Source organism: Pseudomonas sp. 8 R 14, assembly GCF_900005955.1.
GTDB classification, from domain to species: Bacteria; Pseudomonadota; Gammaproteobacteria; order Pseudomonadales; family Pseudomonadaceae; genus Aquipseudomonas; species Aquipseudomonas marginalis.
This window is the reverse complement of sequence record NZ_CVTH01000040.1, coordinates 1-19,704: the sequence shown is the minus strand read 5'-3', so window position 1 is coordinate 19,704 and position 19,704 is coordinate 1. Positions and strand designations below refer to the sequence as shown.

The window sequence follows — 19,704 nt, the reverse complement described above, 5'->3', positions numbered from 1 at the left end:
TGCAGCGAGCGCCCGAACATACGAGCAAAACGAGTTTTTTATGACGAACAAAGACGTAAGCAAAGTAAAACGCAAAGGCACGTTCAAAAGCGCCCCGCTGCCGGTTGAAGCCCACGTTGGCCCGGAACTGGCTGGCGAAGCGCTGGTGAAAGTCGCCGTTGCCGCCCTGGAAGACGTGAAGGCCCAGGACATCCAGGTCCTGGACGTACGCGACAAGCAGAGCATCACCGACTTCATGATCATCGCCACCGGTACCTCCAACCGCCAGATCGGCGCGATGCTGGACAAGGTTCGCGAAGCCGTCAAAGCCCAGGGCGTGAAGCCGCTGGGTGAAGAAGGCAAGGGCGACAGCGACTGGGTGCTGCTGGATATGGACGACGTGATCGTTCACATGATGACCAGCAATGCCCGTCAGTTCTACGACCTGGAGCGTCTGTGGAAAGGCGCCGAGCAGAGCCGTGCCGCCGATGGCAAGCACCACAGCCCGGAAGTGGGCCACGCGCACTTCGACAAGCTCAACAAAGACCAGGAATAAGGAACGGCTGTGCGCCTGCGTCTGATTGCTGTCGGTTCACGCATGCCCAAGTGGGTGGAAGAAGGCTGGCACGAGTATGCCAAGCGTCTGCCCGCCGAGCTGTCGCTGGAACTGGTGGAGATACCGCTCAACACCCGGGGCAAGAATGCCGACGTGGCGCGCTTTATCCGTCAGGAAGGCGAAGCGATGCTGGCCAAGGTCGGCCCCAACGAGCGCATCGTCACCCTCGAAGTGCACGGCAAACCCTGGAGCACCGAGCAATTGGCGGTGGAACTGGATCGCTGGCGCCTGGACTCGCGCACCGTCAACTTCATGGTCGGCGGCCCCGAAGGGCTGGCGCCGGAAGTCTGCGCGCGGGCGGACCAGCGCTGGTCGCTGTCGGCGCTGACGCTGCCGCACCCGTTGGTAAGGATCCTGATCGGTGAACAGCTGTATCGCGCCTGGACAGTTCTGTCCGGGCACCCTTATCACAAATAATCTGCGCCCCTCCCGATGACCCAGCCGATCCGCATCAAGGACCACGAGAAAGACGCACGTCTGGTACGCGCGCGGGTGGTGTTTGGCGCGATCATGGTGGTGGCGCTGATCGGGGTGCTGATTGCGCGCCTGTATTTCCTGCAGGTGATCCAGTACGACTACCACTCCACGTTGTCGGAAAACAACCGCGTGCATGTGCAACCGATTCCGCCGACCCGTGGGCTGATCTTCGACCGCAATGGCGTGGTGGTGGCGGATAACCGGCCCAGTTTCAGCCTTAGCATGACCCGCGAGCGTTCCGGCGACTGGCAACAGGTCCTCGATGTCATCGTCGAGGTGCTGCAGTTGACCCCGGAAGACCGGGTGATCTTCGAGAAACGCATGAAACAGGGGCGCCGGCCGTTCGAACCGGTGCCGATCCTGTTCGAGCTGACCGAAGAGCAGATTGCGCGGATTGCGGTGAACCAGTTCCGCCTGCCGGGTGTGGAAGTGGTGGCGCAGTTGGTGCGCCACTATCCCCAAGGGCCGCACTTTGCTCACTCCGTCGGCTATATGGGGCGGATCAACGAGAAAGAGCTGAAAAGCCTCGATCCCGTCAATTACAGCGGCACCCACCATATCGGCAAGACCGGCATCGAGCGTTTCTACGAGCCCGAGCTGCACGGCCAGGTGGGTTACGAAGAAGTCGAGACCAACGCTCGCGGCCGCGTGCTGCGGGTGCTCAAGCGTACCGACCCGGTACCGGGCAAGGACATTGTGCTGAGCCTGGACATCAAGCTGCAGGAAGCGGCCGAGATGGCCCTCGGTGGCCGGCGTGGCGCGGTGGTGGCGCTGGACCCGAAGACCGGCGAAGTGCTGGCCATGGTCAGCCAGCCGAGCTTCGACCCCAACCTGTTCGTGACCGGGATCAGCTTCAAGGCCTACGCCGAGTTGCGCGACTCCATCGACCGGCCGCTGTTCAACCGTGTGTTGCGCGGCCTGTACCCGCCGGGTTCGACCATCAAGCCGGCGGTGGCGATTGCCGGTTTAGACGCGGGCGTGGTCACGGCTTCCAGCCGGGTATTCGACCCGGGCTACTACATGCTGCCGAACTACGACCACAAATACCGCAACTGGAACCGTACCGGTGACGGCTATGTCGATCTGGATACCGCGATCATGCGTTCCAACGACACCTATTTTTACGACCTGGCCCACAAGCTGGGGATCGACCGCTTGTCCGCCTACATGGGCAAGTTCGGCCTCGGTCAGAAAGTCTCCCTGGATATGTTCGAAGAATCCCCTGGCCTGATGCCATCGCGGGAGTGGAAGCGTGCGACCCGCCGCCAGGCATGGTTCCCGGGCGAAACCCTGATCCTCGGCATCGGCCAGGGCTATATGCAGGCCACGCCTTTGCAACTGGCCCAGGCCACGGCGCTGGTGGCCAACAAAGGCATCTGGAACCGCCCGCACCTGGCCCGGACCATCGAAGGCGAAAAGCCTGTGGATGAAAACCCGATCCCCGACATCGTACTGCGCGACCCGTCCGACTGGACCAAGGTCAACCACGGCATGCAGCAGGTGATGCACGGTGCACGCGGGACCGCGCGCAAGGCGGCGATCGGTGCGCAATACCGTATCGCCGGCAAGAGTGGTACCGCCCAGGTGGTGGCGATCAAGCAGGGCGAGAAGTACGACCGTTCCAAGGTCCAGGAGCGCCACCGCGACCACGCCTTGTTTGTGGGCTTTGCCCCGGCCGACGACCCGAAAATCGTGGTGGCGGTGATGGTCGAGAACGGCGAGTCCGGCTCCGGTGTGGCGGCGCCTGTGGTGCGCCAGGTGATGGACGCCTGGTTGCTGGCCGACGACGGCAGGCTCAAGCCCGAATATGGCGGCCCCCCTTCAACCCCCGAGGTTACGGCCAGTGAAGAGTAATTTTGACCGCATCCTCTCCAGCGAGGATGTGATGCGTCGCCGCGCGACTTTGTTGCAGCGCATGCACATTGACGGCCCGTTGCTGATCCTGCTGCTGACCCTGGCGGCCGGCAGCCTGTTCGTGCTGTATTCGGCCAGCGGCAAGAACTGGGACTTGCTGATCAAGCAGGCTTCGTCGTTTGGCCTGGGCCTGCTGTCCATGGTGGTGATCGCCCAGCTGGAGCCGCGTTTCATGGCGCGCTGGGTGCCGCTCGGTTATGTGGCCGGGGTGTTGCTGCTGGTGGTGGTGGACGTCATGGGCCACAACGCCATGGGCGCGACCCGCTGGATCAACATTCCGGGGGTGATTCGCTTCCAACCGTCGGAATTCATGAAGATCCTGATGCCGGCGACGATCGCCTGGTACCTGTCAAAGCGCACCTTGCCGCCGCAGCTCAAGCATGTGGGCATCAGCCTGATCCTGATCGGCATCCCCTTCGTGCTGATCGTGCGCCAGCCGGACCTCGGCACCTCGCTGCTGATCCTGGCCGGCGGTGCGTTCGTGCTGTTCATGGGCGGGTTGCGCTGGCGCTGGATCCTTAGCGTGCTGGCGGCGGCAGTGCCGGTGGCCGTGGCCATGTGGTTCTTCTTTATGCACGACTACCAGAAGCAGCGGATCCTGACGTTCCTCGATCCCGAAAGCGACCCGCTCGGCACCGGCTGGAACATTATCCAGTCGAAGGCGGCCATCGGTTCCGGCGGTGTATTTGGCAAGGGCTGGCTGCTCGGCACCCAGTCGCATTTGGACTTTCTGCCCGAGAGCCACACCGACTTCATTATTGCGGTGATGGGCGAAGAGTTCGGCCTGGTGGGCATTTGCGCGCTGTTGCTGATCTATTTGCTATTGATTGGTCGTGGCCTGGTGATTACCGCACAGGCGCAGACGCTGTTCGGCAAATTGCTCGCCGGCAGCCTGACCATGACTTTTTTTGTTTACGTTTTCGTCAACATCGGTATGGTCAGTGGCCTGCTGCCGGTGGTTGGGGTGCCTTTGCCGTTCATTAGCTACGGCGGAACTTCGCTGGTGACATTGCTGTCAGCGTTTGGGGTTTTGATGTCGATTCATACGCATCGCAAGTGGATCGCACAGGTTTGAATAAGGTGAAGATGTCAATGCAAGTAATGCGCGGCTGGGCGACTCGGCATGCGTCCTGGATGGGCCTGATCGGGCTGCTGGGGGCAACGCACGAGGCGCAGGCCGGTGACTACGATGGCTCACCCCAGGTCGCCGAATTCGTCGGTGAAATGACCCGCGACTACGGCTTCGCCGGTGAACAACTGATGGGCGTGTTCCGCGAAGCCCAGCGCAAGCAGGCGATCCTCGACGCTATCTCTCGCCCCGCCGAGCGCGTGAAACAGTGGAAGGAATACCGTCCGATGTTCCTCACCGACGCCCGGGTGGCCCGGGGGGTGGACTTCTGGCGCCAGCACGAGGCCGTGTTGGCCCGCGCCGAGCAGGAATACGGCGTGCCGGCCCAGGTCATCGTTGCGATCATTGGCATTGAAACCTTCTACGGGCGCAATACCGGCAGTTACCGGGTGATCGACGCCTTGTCGACCCTGGGCTTCGATTACCCGCCGCGCGCCGACTTCTTCCGCAAGGAACTGCGTGAGTTCCTGCTGCTGGCCCGCGAAGAGCAGGTCGACCCGCTGACCCTCAAGGGCTCCTACGCCGGGGCGATGGGCTTGCCGCAGTTCATGCCGAGCAGCTTTCGCGCCTACGCGGTGGATTTTGACGGCGACGGTCATATCAATATCTGGAGCAACCCGGACGATGCCATCGGCAGTGTGGCCAGTTACTTCAAGCGCCATGGCTGGGTCGGTGGCGAGCCGGTGGTGATCCGTGCCGATGTCAGCGGGGAGCGTGCCGATGAAGGCCTGACCCAGGGCATCGAGCCGGCCAAGACCGTCGGGGAGTTGCGGGCGCTGGGCTGGTCGAGTCAGAATGCGCCACGCGACGATATGCCGGTGACGGCATTCCGCCTCGAAGGTGAAAACGGCCCTGAATACTGGATGGGCCTGAAGAATTTCTACGCAATCACGCGTTATAACCGCAGTGTGATGTACGCCATGGCCGTGCATCAGCTGTCAGACATGCTGGTCCAAGCACGGGGCAACAAGTAATGCGGGCATCGCCGTTCAATCAACCGCTCAAGCTGGTGGCGTTCGCCGCGTTGTCCCTGCTCGTCGTCAGTTGTTCCACCAGCCGTGGCCCGGTACCGAAGTCCGGCGGCACCGCGGTGCGTTCACAGCCAGGCCTGGACATCAACCGCGCACACAAAGATGGCGCCCCGTGGTGGGATGTCGACGTGTCGAAGATCCCGGATGCCACGCCGACCCTGCACACCGGCCCGTACAAGGCCAACCCCTATACCGTGCTGGGCAAGTCCTACTTCCCGTTGCAGGACTCCAAGACCTACGTGCAATCGGGCACGGCGTCCTGGTATGGCACCAAGTTCCACGGCCAGAACACCGCCAACGGCGAAGTCTATGACCTGTACGGCATGAGCGCGGCCCACAAGACCCTGCCGCTGCCCAGCTATGTCCGCGTGACCAACCTGGACAACAACCGCACGGTGATCCTGCGGGTCAACGACCGTGGGCCGTTCTATTCGGATCGCATCATCGACTTGTCCTACGCCGCCGCGAAAAAACTCGGCTATGCCGAAACCGGTACCGCGCGGGTCAAGGTCGAAGGCATCGATCCCGCGCAGTACTGGGCCCAGCGTGGCAAGCCCGCGCCGTTGATGCTCAACGAGCCGCAGAGTGCGCAGCCGCAAGTGACGGCATCCACCGGCAAGATCGAACAATGGACACCGCCACCGCAGCAGCACGCACCGGATACGGTGGTCGTGCCCCATGCGGCACCGGGCGCCGCGGTCGCGGGCGGGCAATACCTGCAAGTGGGCGCTTTCGCCAACCCGGATGCGGCAGAACTGTTAAGGTCCAAGCTCAGCAGCATGGTCAGCGCGCCGGTATTCATCAGCTCCATCGTGCGTAACCAGCAAACGTTGCACCGTGTGCGCATGGGCCCGATCGGTTCGCCGAGCGAGGTTGCGCAAGTGCAGAACAGCGTGCGCCTGGCCAACCTGGGGCAACCCAGCGTGGTCACTGCCGAATAATAAATTGATGGTTGAGGCTCGCATGCGGGCCTGGACCCTGGTTGTTGGCTCGTTGAACAATAAAACCCAGGGGCAAGGGGTGAGCGGGCAACCGAACACGTGACAGTCTGGTAGCGGGCTGTCTGAATAAGTTTTGCCCGCGAGGGCAAGTTTCCATAAGCAATTTCGAGAGACGGATGAACATCACCACCTTAGCCAAACGCACGTGCCTGCTTCTTTCGCTGATCATCACCCCGGCCGCCTGGGCGGTTGAAATGGTACCGGCTTCACCGCAACTGGCCGCCAAGTCCTGGGTCCTCATGGATGCCGCCAGTGGCAACGTGCTGGTCGAGAGCAACGGTGACCAGCGCCTGCCACCGGCCAGCCTGACCAAGCTGATGACCGCCTACATCGCGACCCTGGAAATCCGTCGCGGCCAGATCGGCGAAAACGACCCGGTGACCGTCAGCGAAAACGCCTGGCGTACCGGCGGTTCGCGGATGTTCATCAAGGTGGGCTCGCAAGTCACTGTGAGCGACCTGCTGCATGGCATCATCATCCAGTCCGGTAACGACGCCAGCGTCGCCCTGGCCGAGCACATCGCCGGCAGCGAAGACGCATTCGCCGACATGATGAACAAAACCGTGGCCGACCTGGGCATGACCAACAGCCACTTCATGAACCCGACCGGCCTGCCAAACCCTGAGCACTACTCGTCGGCTCACGACATGGCGATCCTGGCGCGCGCGATCATTCGTGTCGACCCGGTGCACTACGCGATCTACTCCCAGAAGGAATTCTTCTGGAACAACATCAAGCAGCCTAACCGCAACCTGCTGCTGTGGCGCGACAAGACTGTCGATGGCCTGAAAACCGGCCACACCGACGAAGCCGGCTACTGCATGGTGTCGTCCGCGGTACGTGATGGCCAGCGCCTGATCGCGGTGGTCTTCGGCACCAACAGCGAGCAGGCCCGTGCGGCCGAGACGCAAAAACTGCTGACCTACGGTTTCCGCTTCTTCGAAACCCAGACCTTCTACCAGAAGGGTGCTGAACTGGCGACCGCGCCGGTATGGAAAGGCGCGACCTCGCAAGTCAAGGCCGGCCTGGCTGAAGACCTGACCCTGACCATGCCTAAAGGCCAACTGAAAAAGCTCGCCGCCAGCATGACCATGAACCCGCAATTGGTTGCGCCAATCGCCAAGGGCGACGTGATCGGTAAAGTCGAAGTGAAGCTGGACGACAAGGTGGTGCACAGCGCCGACCTGATCGCGCTGGACGCCGTCGACGAAGGTGGTATCTTCCGCCGCGTGTGGGATAGCATCCGTCTATTCTTCTACGGCTTGTTCAACTGATTGTGTGCACCTGCAAAGCCCCGCGTTGATCCGACGCGGGGCTTTGCCGTCGCCACGGCTTACCGCTTACGAGGCCGTTCTGCCATGACCGATAAAGAAGTAAAGGCGCCAAAGATCGAATTCCCGGTGACGGATTATCCCGTCAAGGTGATCAGCGATACCGGTGTAGGCAACAAAGACAGAATCCTGGATATCGTGCGTAAACACGCGACGATCAATGACAACCGGGTGGACGAGCGTTCGAGCACCAACGGTAAGTACACCACGATCCAGTTGCACATCGTTGCGACCGGTCAAGACCAGCTCTACGACATCAATAGCGAACTGCGGGCCACCGGCTTCGTGCATATGGTGCTGTGATGTCACAGGTCCTGGGCTTTCGCGAGCTCGGCCGGATGGACTACGAGCCCGTCTGGCACGCCATGCAGCGGTTCACGAATGAACGCGGTACTTCGGCGCCCGACGAAATCTGGTTGGTGGAACATCCACCGGTGTTCACCCAGGGCCAGGCCGGCAAGGCCGAACATCTGCTGCTGCCGGGGGATATTCCGGTGGTGCAGGTCGACCGAGGTGGCCAAGTGACTTACCATGGGCCCGGTCAACTGGTGGCGTACCTGCTGCTGGACGTGCGCAAGCTGGGTTTTGGCGTGCGCGACCTGGTGAGCCGCATGGAGGCTTGCCTGATCGAGCTGTTGGCCAGTTATGGCGTGAGCGCCGCGGCCAAGCCCGATGCACCCGGTGTGTATGTGGACGGCGCGAAAATCGCCTCCCTCGGTTTGCGCATTCGCCACGGTTGTTCCTTTCATGGCCTGGCCCTGAACGTGGACATGGACCTGGCACCGTTCCGGCGCATCAACCCGTGTGGTTATGCCGGGCTGGCGATGACCCAACTGAGCGACCACGCCACACCGATTAAATTTGCCGAGGTAAGTGCCCGGCTGCGTGCGCAGCTCGTCAAACACCTCGACTATGCTGAGCAGACGACCCTCACGGGCGGAATCGACTGATTATGACTACTGATGCAGTGCAAACCATGATCCCGACGCTGGACATCACCGAGCGTCCGGCCCCGGCCCCGCGTGCCAAGGTGGAAGCCGGCGTCAAGCTGCGCGGCGCCGAGAAGGTTGCACGCATCCCGGTCAAGATCATCCCGACCACCGAGTTGCCGAAAAAGCCTGACTGGATCCGCGTGCGCATCCCGGTTTCGCCGGAAGTCGACCGTATCAAGGCCCTGCTGCGCAAGCACAAGCTGCACAGCGTGTGCGAAGAAGCGTCCTGCCCGAACCTGGGCGAATGCTTCTCCGGCGGCACCGCCACCTTCATGATCATGGGTGACATCTGCACCCGTCGTTGCCCGTTCTGCGACGTCGGCCATGGCCGGCCGAAGCCACTGGACGTCAACGAACCGGAAAGCCTGGCCATCGCCATCGCCGACCTGAAACTCAAATACGTGGTCATCACCTCGGTTGACCGTGACGACCTGCGCGACGGCGGTGCCCAGCACTTTGCCGACTGCATCCGCGAAATCCGCAAACTGTCGCCGAACGTGATGCTCGAGACCCTGGTGCCGGACTACCGTGGCCGCATGGACGTCGCGCTGGAAATCACCGCTGCCGAGCCGCCGGATGTGTTCAACCACAACCTGGAAACCGTGCCTCGCCTGTACAAGGCCGCGCGTCCAGGTTCGGACTACCAGTGGTCGCTGACCCTGCTGCAGAAATTCAAGCAGATGATGCCGCACATCCCGACCAAATCCGGCTTGATGCTCGGCCTGGGCGAGACCGATGAAGAAGTCATCGAAGTCATGAAGCGCATGCGCGAACACGACATCGACATGCTGACCCTGGGCCAATACCTGCAACCGTCGCGCAGCCACTTGCCGGTGCAGCGTTTCGTGCACCCGGACACCTTCGCCTGGTTCGCCGAGGAAGGTTACAAGATGGGCTTCAAGAACGTCGCCTCGGGCCCGCTGGTACGCTCTTCGTACCACGCCGACGAACAGGCCAAGCTGGTCAAGGCTAGCCTGGTTTCCTGATCGGGGTTCAGACCCGGTGTGGGAGTGGGCTTATGTGGGAGGGGGCTTGCCCCCGATTGCCATAGGTATCTACACAACTCTTAAAGGCTGACACATAACTCTGTGGTGAGCGGGCTTGCCCCGCGCTGGGCTGCGAAGCGGCCCCAATAAGGTCAACGCAGAGTGCCAGAATCAATCGAGGTGAAGGTTTTGGGGCTGCTTCGCAACCCAGCGCGGGCGGTGCGACGATTCGACAAGCCCGCTCACCACAGAAGCCTAATTGCCATAGATTCCGTATTCACTGGAAGTTGTGTGGATACCAATGCCCCGATTGCGGTATGTCAGTCGCTACATGTGCTGGCTGATCCACCGCTATCGGGGGCAAGCCCCCTCCCACATTGGTTTCAGCGTTAGATAGGGAGATTCTCAGATGACCGCCGCCGTTCCAGCCCTTCGTTCTGAAGGTACCATCGCCCTGATCGCCCCCGCCGGCCCCGCCGTGCTGGACGTTGAAAAGGCTGGCCAATGGATGCGTACGCGCGGCTACGATCTGCGGATTTCCCCCGGTGTCTATGAACGCGACGGCTACCTCGCCGGCAGCGATGCCGTGCGCCTGCGTGACCTGCATGCCGCCTTCGCCGATCCGCACATCGACGCTATCTTCTGTCTGCGCGGTGGTTACGGCACACCGCGGCTGCTCGACGCGCTGGACTTTGACCTGCTGCGTGCCAATCCCAAGCCGTTCGTCGGCTATAGCGACATCAGCGCCCTGCACCTGGCGATCAACCGTTACGCCGGTTTCGTGACCTTCCACGGCCCGATGCTCAATGCCGACCTGCTCGGCGACAAGCAACAACCTACCGAGTCGTCATTGTTCAGCCTTCTGCGCGGCCAGTTGGGCGCTGGCAGTGTGCTTGCGCACCCGGTAGCGTACCCGCTGACCACGATCGAGCCTGGCATTGCCTGTGGGCGCTTGTTGGGGGGTAACCTGTCGATGATTGCGGCGGTCATGGGCACGCCTTACGAAATCGACGCTGAAGGCATCATCCTGTTTATCGAAGACGTCAACGAACCGATCTACCGCATCGACCGCCTGTTGACCCATCTGCGTCTGGCGGGCAAGTTGGCCCAGGTCGCCGGTGTACTGGTCGGGGATGTGGCGGGTGTGGATAACGTGGCGCTGGAGCGCTTGCTGACGCAGACGTTCGAGCCATTGCGCATACCGGTGCTGGCCGGCTGGCGCAGCGGGCATTGCGATCCGAACCTGACGCTGCCCATGGGCGCCTTGGTACGGCTGGATGCGGGGGAGCAGCGGGTGGTGTTGGAGCAGGAAGTGGTCTTCAGGTCTTGAATCTGCTGGCGTTTGCTAAACCGCAATCGGGGGCTTGCCCCCGATTGCGGTAGTCGCCATACGCGGATCTATCGGTTTTGCAGCGACTCCAGCAACTTCACCGTCGGATACCCGTCCGCCGGCCAGCCCAGCGCCTGCTGTGCCGCCCGAATCGCCTTGCGCGTGTTGGCGCCGATAATCCCATCCGGGTTGCCCGCGTCATAACCGTTGGCGCTCAACGCCGTCTGCAGATCAATGCGCTGGGAGCGACTCAGCGGCAGCTCATCCTTGGGCCAGTCACCACGGATCACACCGCCGCCGCCAAAGCGCTCCGACAACAGGCCCACCGCCAGTGCGTAGGACGACGAGTTGTTGTACTTGAGGATCGCGCGGAAGTTATCCAGCACCAGGAACGCCGGGCCACGGTAGCCTGCCGGCAGCAGCAGGGCGGCGGACAGTTGGTCGACATTCGGCGGCATGCTCGCGCCCGGTGGCAGTTGAATGCCCAGTTTCATCCACTCGGCAATGCTCTTGCGCACGCCGCCGTCAGCCAGGGCGTAGTCGAAGTTCGCCGGCAATTGCTTGACTTCAAAGCCCCACGGCTGGCCTTTCTGCCAGCCGGAGCTTTGCAGGTAGTGCGCGGTTGATGCGAGGGCGTCGGCCGGGCTGTTCCAGATGTCGCGGCGACCGTCGCCATCGAAGTCCACCGCGTGGGTGTTGTAAGTGGTTGGAATGAACTGGGTCTGGCCCATGGCCCCGGCCCAGGAGCCCTTCATCTGGTCGGCGGCGATGTCGCCGTGCTGGATGATCTGCAATGCCGCCAGCAATTGCGCCTGGGCAAAGGCCGGGCGACGGCCTTCATAGGCCAGGGTCGCCAGGGAGCGGATCACCGAGTTGTTGCCCTGGAACTGGCCGAAGTTGCTCTCCATGCCCCACACCGAGACCAGTGCCTGACGGTCGACGCCATAACGCTGCTCGATGCTTTGCAGGATGTCGGCGTACTTGATCAGCAGCGCCTGGCCATTGCGTACGCGTACGGGTGACAGGGCGCCGTCGAGGTATTCCCATACAGGGCGGGAAAACTCCGGCTGGCTGCGGTCGGCGCGGATCACCGCCATATCGGGGGTGACATTGGCGAATGCGGTGTCGAAAACGTCGGCCGTGATGCCGGCTTGGAGGGCTTGCGCGCGAAAGCCGGCCTGCCATTCAGCAAAGGTCTGGGTTGGTTGGATGTCGAGATTGTCCACGGCCAGCGGGGCCACGACGGCAGGGGCCACTACGGGTGCGGTCTGGAGCTTCGGCAAGGGTTGGGCATCGGCGGCGGTGGGTTTTTCCGCGCAGGCGACAAGCAGAATGAGGCTGGAGGCAGCGATCAATTGGCGAAGGTGCCAACGACGGGAAAGACAAGAGGGCATGCACAGGTCCAGGAATTACAAATCAGGTACAGACCTTATCATGCCAGAGGGGCGCTTGCCTTCAGGCAGCCAGAAAGTAAGAAGCCTCCCAGCTATTAGACTGGAAGGCTTCGCGGCGGTAGCTGCCTTTGCCCTTGCCGGCGCGTTCCTGACGGCTGCGGAACAGTGGCTGGGCGATGATGGATTTGGCCTTGTTGGGGCCATGCTTGGATGGCTTTTTGCTCATGGTCGATGCTCTTGATGGGGGGAGATGCGGTGCAAATAATCTGCCGAAGTCAGGCCGCTGTAAAGCCCATGAATTGTAAACGCAATCAAAAATGTGGAAGGGGCGGTGCGACGATTCGACTTGCCCCTCCCACATTGGTTCTGTGGTGTTTGGAAACCAGGGTTATTCCGCTGGTAATGTCAGGCGCTGACCGGCCATCAACAGCGATAAACGGCTCAGGCTCATCCACGGCGAACCCGCCGCCTGGCCCTTGATCTGTGCATCAATGCGCTGCGCTTCCAGCAACAGCTGCGCCCAGCGTTGCGCCGAGTGCCGTTGCAGGGCTTTGCTCATCAGGGGTTTGCGCTTGTCCCACACCGGTGGCCGCGCCTGGCTGAAGCACTTGTCCAGCGGCGTGCCCTGGCTGTATTGCAGGGCAATATTGGCCAATACCCGTAGTTCCCGGGCCAGGGCCCAGAGAATCACCGGCGGCTCCACCCCTTCGCCACGCAGGCCTTCGAGCATGCGCAGGGCATGGGCGGGCTCGCCGTTGAGGATCGCATCCACCAGCCCGAACACGTCAAAACGTGCACTGTCTGCCACTGCGCCCTGGACGGTCTCGACGGTAATCTGCCCGTCTTCGGCCATCAGCTTGAGCTTTTCGATCTCCTGGGCGGCGGCAAGCAAGTTGCCTTCGACCCGCGCGGCGATCAGCTCCACTGCATCCTGTGTCGCGGATAGCCCTGCCTGGGACAGGCGCTGGCGAATCCATTGCGGCAACTGATTGCTGTCCACTGGCCAGATCTGGATGAACTGGGTCTGCGCCCCTTCCACCAGGGCCTTGCCCCACTTGGTCTTCTGCGCGCTGCCGTCGAGCTTGGGCAAGCTGATCAGCAACACCGTGTCTTCGGCGGGTCGCGAGCAGTATTCCATCAGTGCAGCCGCGCCCTTATCACCGGGCTTGCCCGACGGCAGGCGCAGCTCCAGCAGGCGTTTTTCGGCGAACAGCGACATGCTTGCACCGGCTTGCAGCAGCGTGCCCCAGTCGAAACTGGCGTCGGCGCTGAATACCTGGCGTTCATCGAAGCCCTGCTGGCGTGCGGCGCTGCGGATGGCGTCGGCGGCTTCCTGGCACAACAGCGGGTCATCACCGCTGACGATGTAGACAGGCGCGAGGCCACCTTGCAGGTGTTTGGCGAGTTGGGCGGGTGCGAGTTTCATAGGCAGGGCGAACGGGGCGCCAGGGGCGCCCCGTCTGGCTTACTCGACAGGGACTTCAACAGGCGATTGTTTCGGCGTGTTGTCTTCGTACTCTTTCGCGGCTTTCAGCGCGTCGGCATCGGCCTTGGCCTTGTCGTCAGCGCGTTGCTGCAAGGTTTCGAGCTGTTGTGGGGTGAGCAGCGACAGGCGCAGGACCATGCGTTGCACCAGCTCGCGACGCATCTCCTTGCGCACCTGGATGATTTCGGAGTCCGAACCCACCAGGTTGTTACCATCGTGGCTGACAATCTTCTGCACCTGGATGTTGTCATTCATCAACGGCAGGTGATCGCGGCCCTGGATTTCAAAGCTGAGCACGGTGCTCAGTTCGATATCGGACGCACGTCCGGCGCTGGCGTAGCTCAGGTTGCGCTGGGTTTCTTTCTCGTTAGCCAGGAACAGTTTGTAGGTCGCGCCGGTGTAGACGTGCACGCCGCTGTTTTCCAGGACCTGGCGCAGCTGGGTCACTGTCTCGCTGTAGGCGTCGCGAGCGCTGACGTCCAGTTCCTTGATCGTCAGGTCATTGGTGCCGGTGCCGCGCAGCTGGAAGCCGCAAGCGCTCAGCAGTACGGCAAGGCCCATAACCAGCAGATTGCGTTTGATCATTTTGTTGCTCCCCTTGAAACCATGTGGGCCTTATCGAGGCCCTGAAGGCTTTGTTCGGCGCAGGGCTCGAGCCCCACGCCCGATCCGATTAGCTAGCGACGATATTGACCAGTTTGCCAGGCACCACGATCACTTTGCGGATCGTCAGGCCTTCGGTAAAGCGCAGCACGTTCTCGTTGACCCGTGCGGCCGCTTCGACTTCTTCACGGCTGGCACTGGCGGGCATGTCGATCTGGCTGCGCAGTTTACCGTTGACCTGGATCACCAGTTGCAGCGTGTCCTGTACCAGGGCGCTGTCATCCTGTACCGGCCAGCGCGCATCGATGACCGCGTCGCTATGGCCCAGGCGGCTCCACAGTTCGTGGCTGATGTGCGGTGTAATCGGCGCCAGCAGCAGGGTGACCGTCTCCAGGCCTTCCTGTACCAGTGCGCGATCCTGTGCGGTGGCTTGCGGGGCTTTTTCCAGCACGTTCATCAGCGTCATCACCTGGGCGATGGCGGTGTTGAACTTGTGGTTCTGGCCCACGTCCTGGCTGGCCTGCTTGATGGCCAGGTGGGTGCTGCGACGAATGAGTTTCTGCTCGTCGCTCAACGACGCCACGTCCAGCTTGGCCGGCAGGCCCTGGCTGACATGGGCGTGCGCCAGGCGCCAGACGCGCTTGAGGAAACGGTGCGACCCTTCGACACCGGAGTCGGACCATTCGGCGCTCATGTCAGGCGGCGAGGCGAACATCATGAACAGGCGGCAGGTGTCGGCGCCGAACTGGTCGATCATCGACTGAGGGTCGACGCCGTTGTTCTTCGACTTGGCCATCTTCTCGGTGCCGCCGATTTCCACCGGCAGGCCGTCGGCGATCAGTCTGGCGCTGATGACCTTGGCTTTGCTGTCGCGCTCGAGCTCGACGTCCGCCGGGTTGAACCAGGTGTAGGCGCCATTGGCTTCGCGACGATAGTAGGTCTCGGCGATCACCATGCCCTGGGTCAGCAGGTTCTTGAACGGTTCGTTGGAACTCACCAGGCCTTCGTCGCGCATCAGCTTGTGGAAGAAGCGCGCGTACAGCAGGTGAAGGATGGCGTGTTCGATACCGCCGATGTACTGATCCACCGGCAACCAGTGGTCGGCTGCGGATTTCTCTACCAGGCCGCCCTCGTAGTGCGGCGAGGCGTAGCGGGCGTAGTACCACGAGGACTCGACGAAGGTGTCCATGGTGTCGGTTTCACGCTTGGCCGGCTGGCCGCATTTCGGGCAGCTGCATTCGTAGAACTCGGGCATGCGCGCCAATGGCGAACCGGCACCGTCCGGCACCACGTCTTCCGGCAGGACGACCGGCAACTGGTCTTCCGGAACCGGTACGTCACCGCAGGTCTGGCAGTGGATGATCGGGATCGGGCAGCCCCAGTAGCGCTGGCGGCTGATGCCCCAGTCGCGCAGGCGGAACTGGGTGCGCGAGGCGCCGAGGTTCTTCTTGATCAGTGCGACTTCGATGGCGTCGAAGGCGCCGGCGAAGTCCAGGCCGTCGAACTCACCGGAGTTGATCAGCGTACCGTGCTCGCCATAGGCGTCTTGCCACGGGGCCGGGTTGGTGTCGCCGGAACTGGTGCGCACCACTGACTTGATCGGCAGGTTGTATTGGGTGGCGAATTCGAAATCGCGCTCGTCGTGGGCCGGCACAGCCATTACTGCGCCATCGCCGTAGTGCATCAGCACGTAGTTGGCGACCCATACCGGCAACTTCTCGCCGGTCAGCGGGTGCTCGACGAACAGGCCGGTCGGCAGGCCTTTTTTCTCCTGGGTGGCGACGTCGGCTTCGGCCACGCTGCCGCCTTTGCATTCGGCGATGAATGCCTGCAGCTCAGGATTGTTCTGTGCGGCCTGGGTGGCCAGCGGGTGCTCGGCGGCCACGGCGACGTAGGTCGCGCCCATCAAGGTGTCCGGACGGGTGGTGAAGACTTTGAGTGCGCCAGCTTCGCCGATGGAGTCGACGTTGTAGGGGAACTGCACTTCCATGCCCTTGGACTTGCCGATCCAGTTGCGCTGCATGGTCTTGACCTGTTCAGGCCAGCCCGGCAAATCGTCGAGGCTCGACAACAGTTCATCCGCGTAGGCGGTGATCTTGAAGTAGTACATCGGGATTTCGCGCTTTTCGATCAGCGCGCCGGAGCGCCAGCCGCGACCGTCGATCACCTGTTCGTTGGCGAGGACGGTCTGGTCGACAGGGTCCCAGTTCACGGTGCCGCTTTTTTTGTAGATCACCCCTTTTTCGAACAGGCGGGTGAACAGCCATTGTTCCCAACGGTAGTAATCCGGCTTGCAGGTGGTGACTTCGCGGGACCAGTCCACCGCCAGGCCCAGGCTGCGCAGCTGGGTCTTCATGTAGGCGATGTTTTCGTAGGTCCACTTGGCGGGGGCCACGTTGTTTTTCATCGCGGCGTTTTCCGCCGGCATGCCGAAGGCGTCCCAACCCATGGGTTGCAGGACGTTCTTGCCTTGCATGCGCTGGTAGCGGGAGATGACGTCGCCGATGGTGTAGTTGCGCACATGCCCCATGTGTAGCTTGCCGCTGGGGTAAGGGAACATCGACAGGCAATAGAATGTCTCCTTGCCTGGCTGTTCACTGACTTCAAAGGACTTTTGCTCGTCCCAGAAGGTTTGGGCGGCATTTTCTATTTCACGGGGCTGATATTGTTCGTGCATGGCTACTTTTGAACTGAATAGGGGTGGCCTAATCCTCTTCGGTGCAACGTTCAGGTTGTTCGACACCAAAAAGCGGCGCGTCCGTGCCCAAACCCTGCGGGAAGTGGAGTTACAGGAAGCGCCGTAGCATACATGACCCCACTCTATCGAGGGAAACCCTGATTGCGCGGCGAGGGCCGTCTGTCGCGGCGCCGGGCAGGCGCAGCCATGGGGACTACGCTGTTTATTGGGGAGCAAGTCTTTCTTCAATGAGGTGAGGGGATGGTCGAATCGCAGCGAATCGCAACGAAACCGGAAATCTACGAAGGACTGATCGACCGATTGGGTCGCGCATTGGATGCAGCGAGGACCGCGGGCCGATTGCGTGATGAACGGCCCGTAGAGTTGGAACTGCGCGGTTTGAGCCGTGCGGAGCTGGAACTGATCAAAGCTTACCTGGAACGTAATAAGCGCAGTGCGCCTTCTTGGGTGGCAACCCCGCCAGCCAAAGAGCCTACGCACTCAGCCAAGGTGGTGTGGCTCAAGGACTTGTCGGCCGGTCGTGGCCCGGAAAGGCTCCGGTCCGCCCGCTTCAAGTAGTTCACTCCCCTGAATCACGTCATCGTGCCATGTCACTGTAAAGATTGTCGCTAAACCCCGTTACACCTTAGGCTTCGGGCATCTATGGAGATGCCCGATGCCTATTCGTTATTTCATCAAACAGCTGCTCCTGCCACCCGGCATTCTCTTGCTGCTGCTGGCCCTTGCCTGGTGGTTTCGTCGCAGCCGCCCCCGTTTGGCCGGCTGCTGCTTTGCCCTCGGATTTGGCGGCATGTGGTTGATCAGCCTGCCGGTGGCGGTGGAGTGGGGCGCACGTGCCCTGGAGACCGAGCCACCGTTGGCCCGTGAAGACTGGTCGACCCTGGCCCAGCGCGCCGATGCCATTGTGGTGCTGGGCTCGGGACGCGAGCGCGGCGACCCGGCATGGGGTTCTGATCAGCCGACCGGCATCGGCCTGGAGCGCCAGCGGTATGCCGCGCGACTGGCCAAGGCCTCAGGGCTGCCGGTGCTGACCACCGGTGGCCTGCATTACGGCACGCCGCCCAGCGAGGCGCAGTTGATGGCGGTATCGATGCAGGATGACTTCGGCGTTGCTGTGCGCTGGAAGGAAGAACGCAGCCGCACCACCTGGGAAAACGCGCAGATGAGTGCCGGGATTCTATTGCCCGAGGGCATCAAGCGTGTGGTGGTCGTGACCCAGGCCTGGCACATGCCGCGTTCGGTGTGGAGTTTTGAAAAGGCCGGCTTCACCGTGGTACCGGCGCCGGTGGGGTTCCTCGGCGTGGACAACGCCCGGCCGCTGGGCGGCTGGATGCCAGAGTTCAAGTCGGTGTGGCAGAGCGGGCAGTTGATCAATGAAGCGGTGGGGCAGCTAGGCTACCGGTTGTTCTATCGATAACCCTGCTGATTAAAATGCAGATCAAAGTGTGGGAGGGGTGTAGAACCGTAGACATCGTTTACATCTGAAACCGGGGACATCGTTTACACATTTGAGGCCTGGACGCGGGTCATACCTCGTCCAAGCCTCCCCAAGGGATAATCACACAGGTACAAATCCCAAGCTTCATCTTCAGCTTCTTTGAGCCCTATCCTTTCCCCGGACAGCGCCTCGCTGATAAATACCAACTTGCCGTTCCACTTGATCGATCCGTCCTGCCTGACGCTTCGAACTTTCATTTCTGCCGGATATTCCACATCGGGCAAGCATCCTGGATAAATTCGGGTGGACGGCACATACAAGTCTCCCGGACGTTTCATGCCGAGCGCTTCGTGAGGGCGTACGTAATTAAACTCATGCCTGAAATGCTCCAGCAAAAGCTGCTGCTCGACTAAGTTTTTCCCTAAGGGCAACTCAAGTTTCAAGCTACGGTGCATTCGTTCATGGCGACCATTCTGGGCGGGTCTTCCCGGCATGGTTCGCTCGGGATAAATACCCAGCCGAATCCACCAAACTGCCAGTGTGGATATTCTTGCCAGGCCAGGAGAGGCGAACGGTACCCCGTTGTCCGAACGGATAACTTCCGGCATGCCGTACTCCTGAAAAAGCCTCTCAAAGGCCTGTTTTACAGGCTGGGTCATGATCTTGGGATGGGCCCTGCACGCTAAAATCAGCCGCGACGCATGGTCTGTGACGGTCAAAGGGAAGCACATCTGAGCATTAAGCATCTTGAACTGCCCTTTGTAGTCAGCACACCACGTCTTGTTAGGTTCGTCGGCCTTTCGCATTTGTGCGTGGGAAATGCTGTGTCGGCGTTTGAAGCGCCGCTTTTTGACGAGCCCAAGTCGGTCAAGCCATTGACCGGCCGTACTTGGAGAGGGCCAGGTGACGGAGGGATCTTCCAGCCGTAATAGCTCGAGAAGCTTTTTCGGCCCCCATTTATCGTGAGCCTCCTTCATCGCGACTACACGGGCCAAAATCTCGTCGTCGGTTTTATTTGGGCTGTTGTGAGGTCGCCGGGACAGTTCGGATAAAGACCTCAAATCGCCGTCGTGCCGGGCAATCCACTTATCGACGGTAGGTCGGCTAACGTCAAAGCGGCGTGCCAACTGGCTTTTGGTGAAGTTGCCAGAAAGCCAATCAGCTACCAGCTTGATTCTTTGATTCATGGGGGACTCTTGGTTCCAGGGCATGATCAGTTACCTCCTGATCATGCGTATTAGCCTGTAAACCATGTCCCCGGTTAGAAATGTAAACGATGTCCCCGGTTTGTACCGGGGC

The 19,704-nt window shown here is 61.4% G+C and carries 19 protein-coding genes; 13 read left to right on the top strand and 6 right to left on the bottom strand.

What is annotated here, in order from left to right:
• The first annotated feature begins 40 nt into the window (after positions 1-40).
• From rsfS to BFQ01_RS08055, 11 genes are all read left to right on the top strand, one after another.
• Positions 41-535: a ribosome silencing factor gene (rsfS, locus tag BFQ01_RS08105; protein ID WP_065924878.1), complete on the top strand. Its 495-nt coding sequence runs from the start codon at positions 41-43 to the stop codon at positions 533-535.
• 9 nt (positions 536-544) lie between these two features.
• Positions 545-1,012: a 23S rRNA (pseudouridine(1915)-N(3))-methyltransferase RlmH gene (rlmH, locus tag BFQ01_RS08100; RefSeq protein ID WP_003176297.1), complete on the top strand. Its 468-nt coding sequence runs from the start codon at positions 545-547 to the stop codon at positions 1,010-1,012.
• A 15-nt stretch (positions 1,013-1,027) separates the two neighbouring features.
• Entirely contained in the window at positions 1,028-2,926 is a 1,899-nt protein-coding gene (mrdA, locus tag BFQ01_RS08095; protein ID WP_027605235.1) for a penicillin-binding protein 2, read from the top strand.
• A 31-nt stretch (positions 2,927-2,957) separates the two neighbouring features.
• Positions 2,958-4,061 (top strand): rod shape-determining protein RodA, encoded by a 1,104-nt coding sequence (rodA, locus tag BFQ01_RS08090; protein ID WP_051429342.1) that lies wholly within the window; start codon positions 2,958-2,960, stop codon positions 4,059-4,061.
• A 17-nt stretch (positions 4,062-4,078) separates the two neighbouring features.
• Positions 4,079-5,089 carry a lytic murein transglycosylase B gene (mltB, locus tag BFQ01_RS08085; protein ID WP_027605237.1) on the top strand — a complete coding sequence of 337 codons (1,011 nt, stop codon included), beginning with the start codon at positions 4,079-4,081 and terminating at the stop codon, positions 5,087-5,089.
• Positions 5,089-6,087: a septal ring lytic transglycosylase RlpA family protein gene (locus BFQ01_RS08080; protein WP_027605238.1), complete on the top strand. Its 999-nt coding sequence runs from the start codon at positions 5,089-5,091 to the stop codon at positions 6,085-6,087. The genes mltB and BFQ01_RS08080 overlap by 1 nt, the downstream gene beginning before the upstream one ends.
• Before the next feature lie 176 nt (positions 6,088-6,263).
• Complete coding sequence (locus BFQ01_RS08075; RefSeq protein ID WP_027605239.1) at positions 6,264-7,421, top strand: D-alanyl-D-alanine carboxypeptidase family protein; 1,158 nt, start codon at positions 6,264-6,266, stop codon at positions 7,419-7,421.
• Positions 7,422-7,505: 84 nt separating this feature from the next.
• Positions 7,506-7,781, top strand: coding sequence for a DUF493 domain-containing protein (locus BFQ01_RS08070; RefSeq protein ID WP_027605240.1), 276 nt, complete (start codon positions 7,506-7,508; stop codon positions 7,779-7,781).
• Entirely contained in the window at positions 7,781-8,428 is a 648-nt protein-coding gene (gene lipB / locus BFQ01_RS08065; RefSeq protein ID WP_027605241.1) for a lipoyl(octanoyl) transferase LipB, read from the top strand. Before BFQ01_RS08070 ends, lipB begins: the two co-directional genes overlap by 1 nt.
• 26 nt (positions 8,429-8,454) lie before the next feature.
• Complete coding sequence (gene lipA, locus BFQ01_RS08060) at positions 8,455-9,456, top strand: lipoyl synthase (protein WP_057444888.1); 1,002 nt, start codon at positions 8,455-8,457, stop codon at positions 9,454-9,456.
• A 409-nt stretch (positions 9,457-9,865) separates the two neighbouring features.
• Positions 9,866-10,786, top strand: coding sequence for a S66 peptidase family protein (locus BFQ01_RS08055; RefSeq protein WP_065924877.1), 921 nt, complete (start codon positions 9,866-9,868; stop codon positions 10,784-10,786).
• A gap of 68 nt (positions 10,787-10,854) precedes the next feature.
• Here BFQ01_RS08055 and BFQ01_RS08050 read toward each other — a convergent pair whose 3' ends face one another.
• The 5 genes from BFQ01_RS08050 to leuS form a co-directional block, all read right to left on the bottom strand.
• Positions 10,855-12,180, bottom strand: coding sequence for a lytic murein transglycosylase (locus BFQ01_RS08050; RefSeq protein WP_027605243.1), 1,326 nt, complete (start codon positions 12,178-12,180; stop codon positions 10,855-10,857).
• 61 nt (positions 12,181-12,241) lie between these two features.
• Positions 12,242-12,406: an alternative ribosome rescue factor ArfA gene (gene arfA / locus BFQ01_RS08045; protein ID WP_003176285.1), complete on the bottom strand. Its 165-nt coding sequence runs from the start codon at positions 12,404-12,406 to the stop codon at positions 12,242-12,244.
• A gap of 162 nt (positions 12,407-12,568) precedes the next feature.
• Positions 12,569-13,606, bottom strand: a complete 1,038-nt coding sequence (gene holA / locus BFQ01_RS08040) for a DNA polymerase III subunit delta (RefSeq protein WP_065924876.1) — start codon at positions 13,604-13,606, stop codon at positions 12,569-12,571.
• A gap of 39 nt (positions 13,607-13,645) precedes the next feature.
• Complete coding sequence (gene lptE, locus BFQ01_RS08035; protein WP_027605245.1) at positions 13,646-14,251, bottom strand: LPS-assembly lipoprotein LptE; 606 nt, start codon at positions 14,249-14,251, stop codon at positions 13,646-13,648.
• 88 nt (positions 14,252-14,339) lie between these two features.
• Positions 14,340-16,946: a leucine--tRNA ligase gene (gene leuS / locus BFQ01_RS08030; RefSeq protein ID WP_065924875.1), complete on the bottom strand. Its 2,607-nt coding sequence runs from the start codon at positions 16,944-16,946 to the stop codon at positions 14,340-14,342.
• 261 nt (positions 16,947-17,207) lie between these two features.
• Between leuS and BFQ01_RS08025 the strand changes: the two genes are divergently transcribed.
• Positions 17,208-17,525: a hypothetical protein gene (locus BFQ01_RS08025; protein ID WP_065924874.1), complete on the top strand. Its 318-nt coding sequence runs from the start codon at positions 17,208-17,210 to the stop codon at positions 17,523-17,525.
• 97 nt (positions 17,526-17,622) lie between these two features.
• Complete coding sequence (locus BFQ01_RS08020; RefSeq protein ID WP_027605248.1) at positions 17,623-18,384, top strand: YdcF family protein; 762 nt, start codon at positions 17,623-17,625, stop codon at positions 18,382-18,384.
• 83 nt (positions 18,385-18,467) lie between these two features.
• Here the strand turns inward: BFQ01_RS08020 and BFQ01_RS08015 are convergent, their stop codons facing one another.
• Entirely contained in the window at positions 18,468-19,592 is a 1,125-nt protein-coding gene (locus BFQ01_RS08015; protein WP_249226998.1) for an integrase core domain-containing protein, read from the bottom strand.
• Positions 19,593-19,704 lie beyond the last annotated feature (112 nt).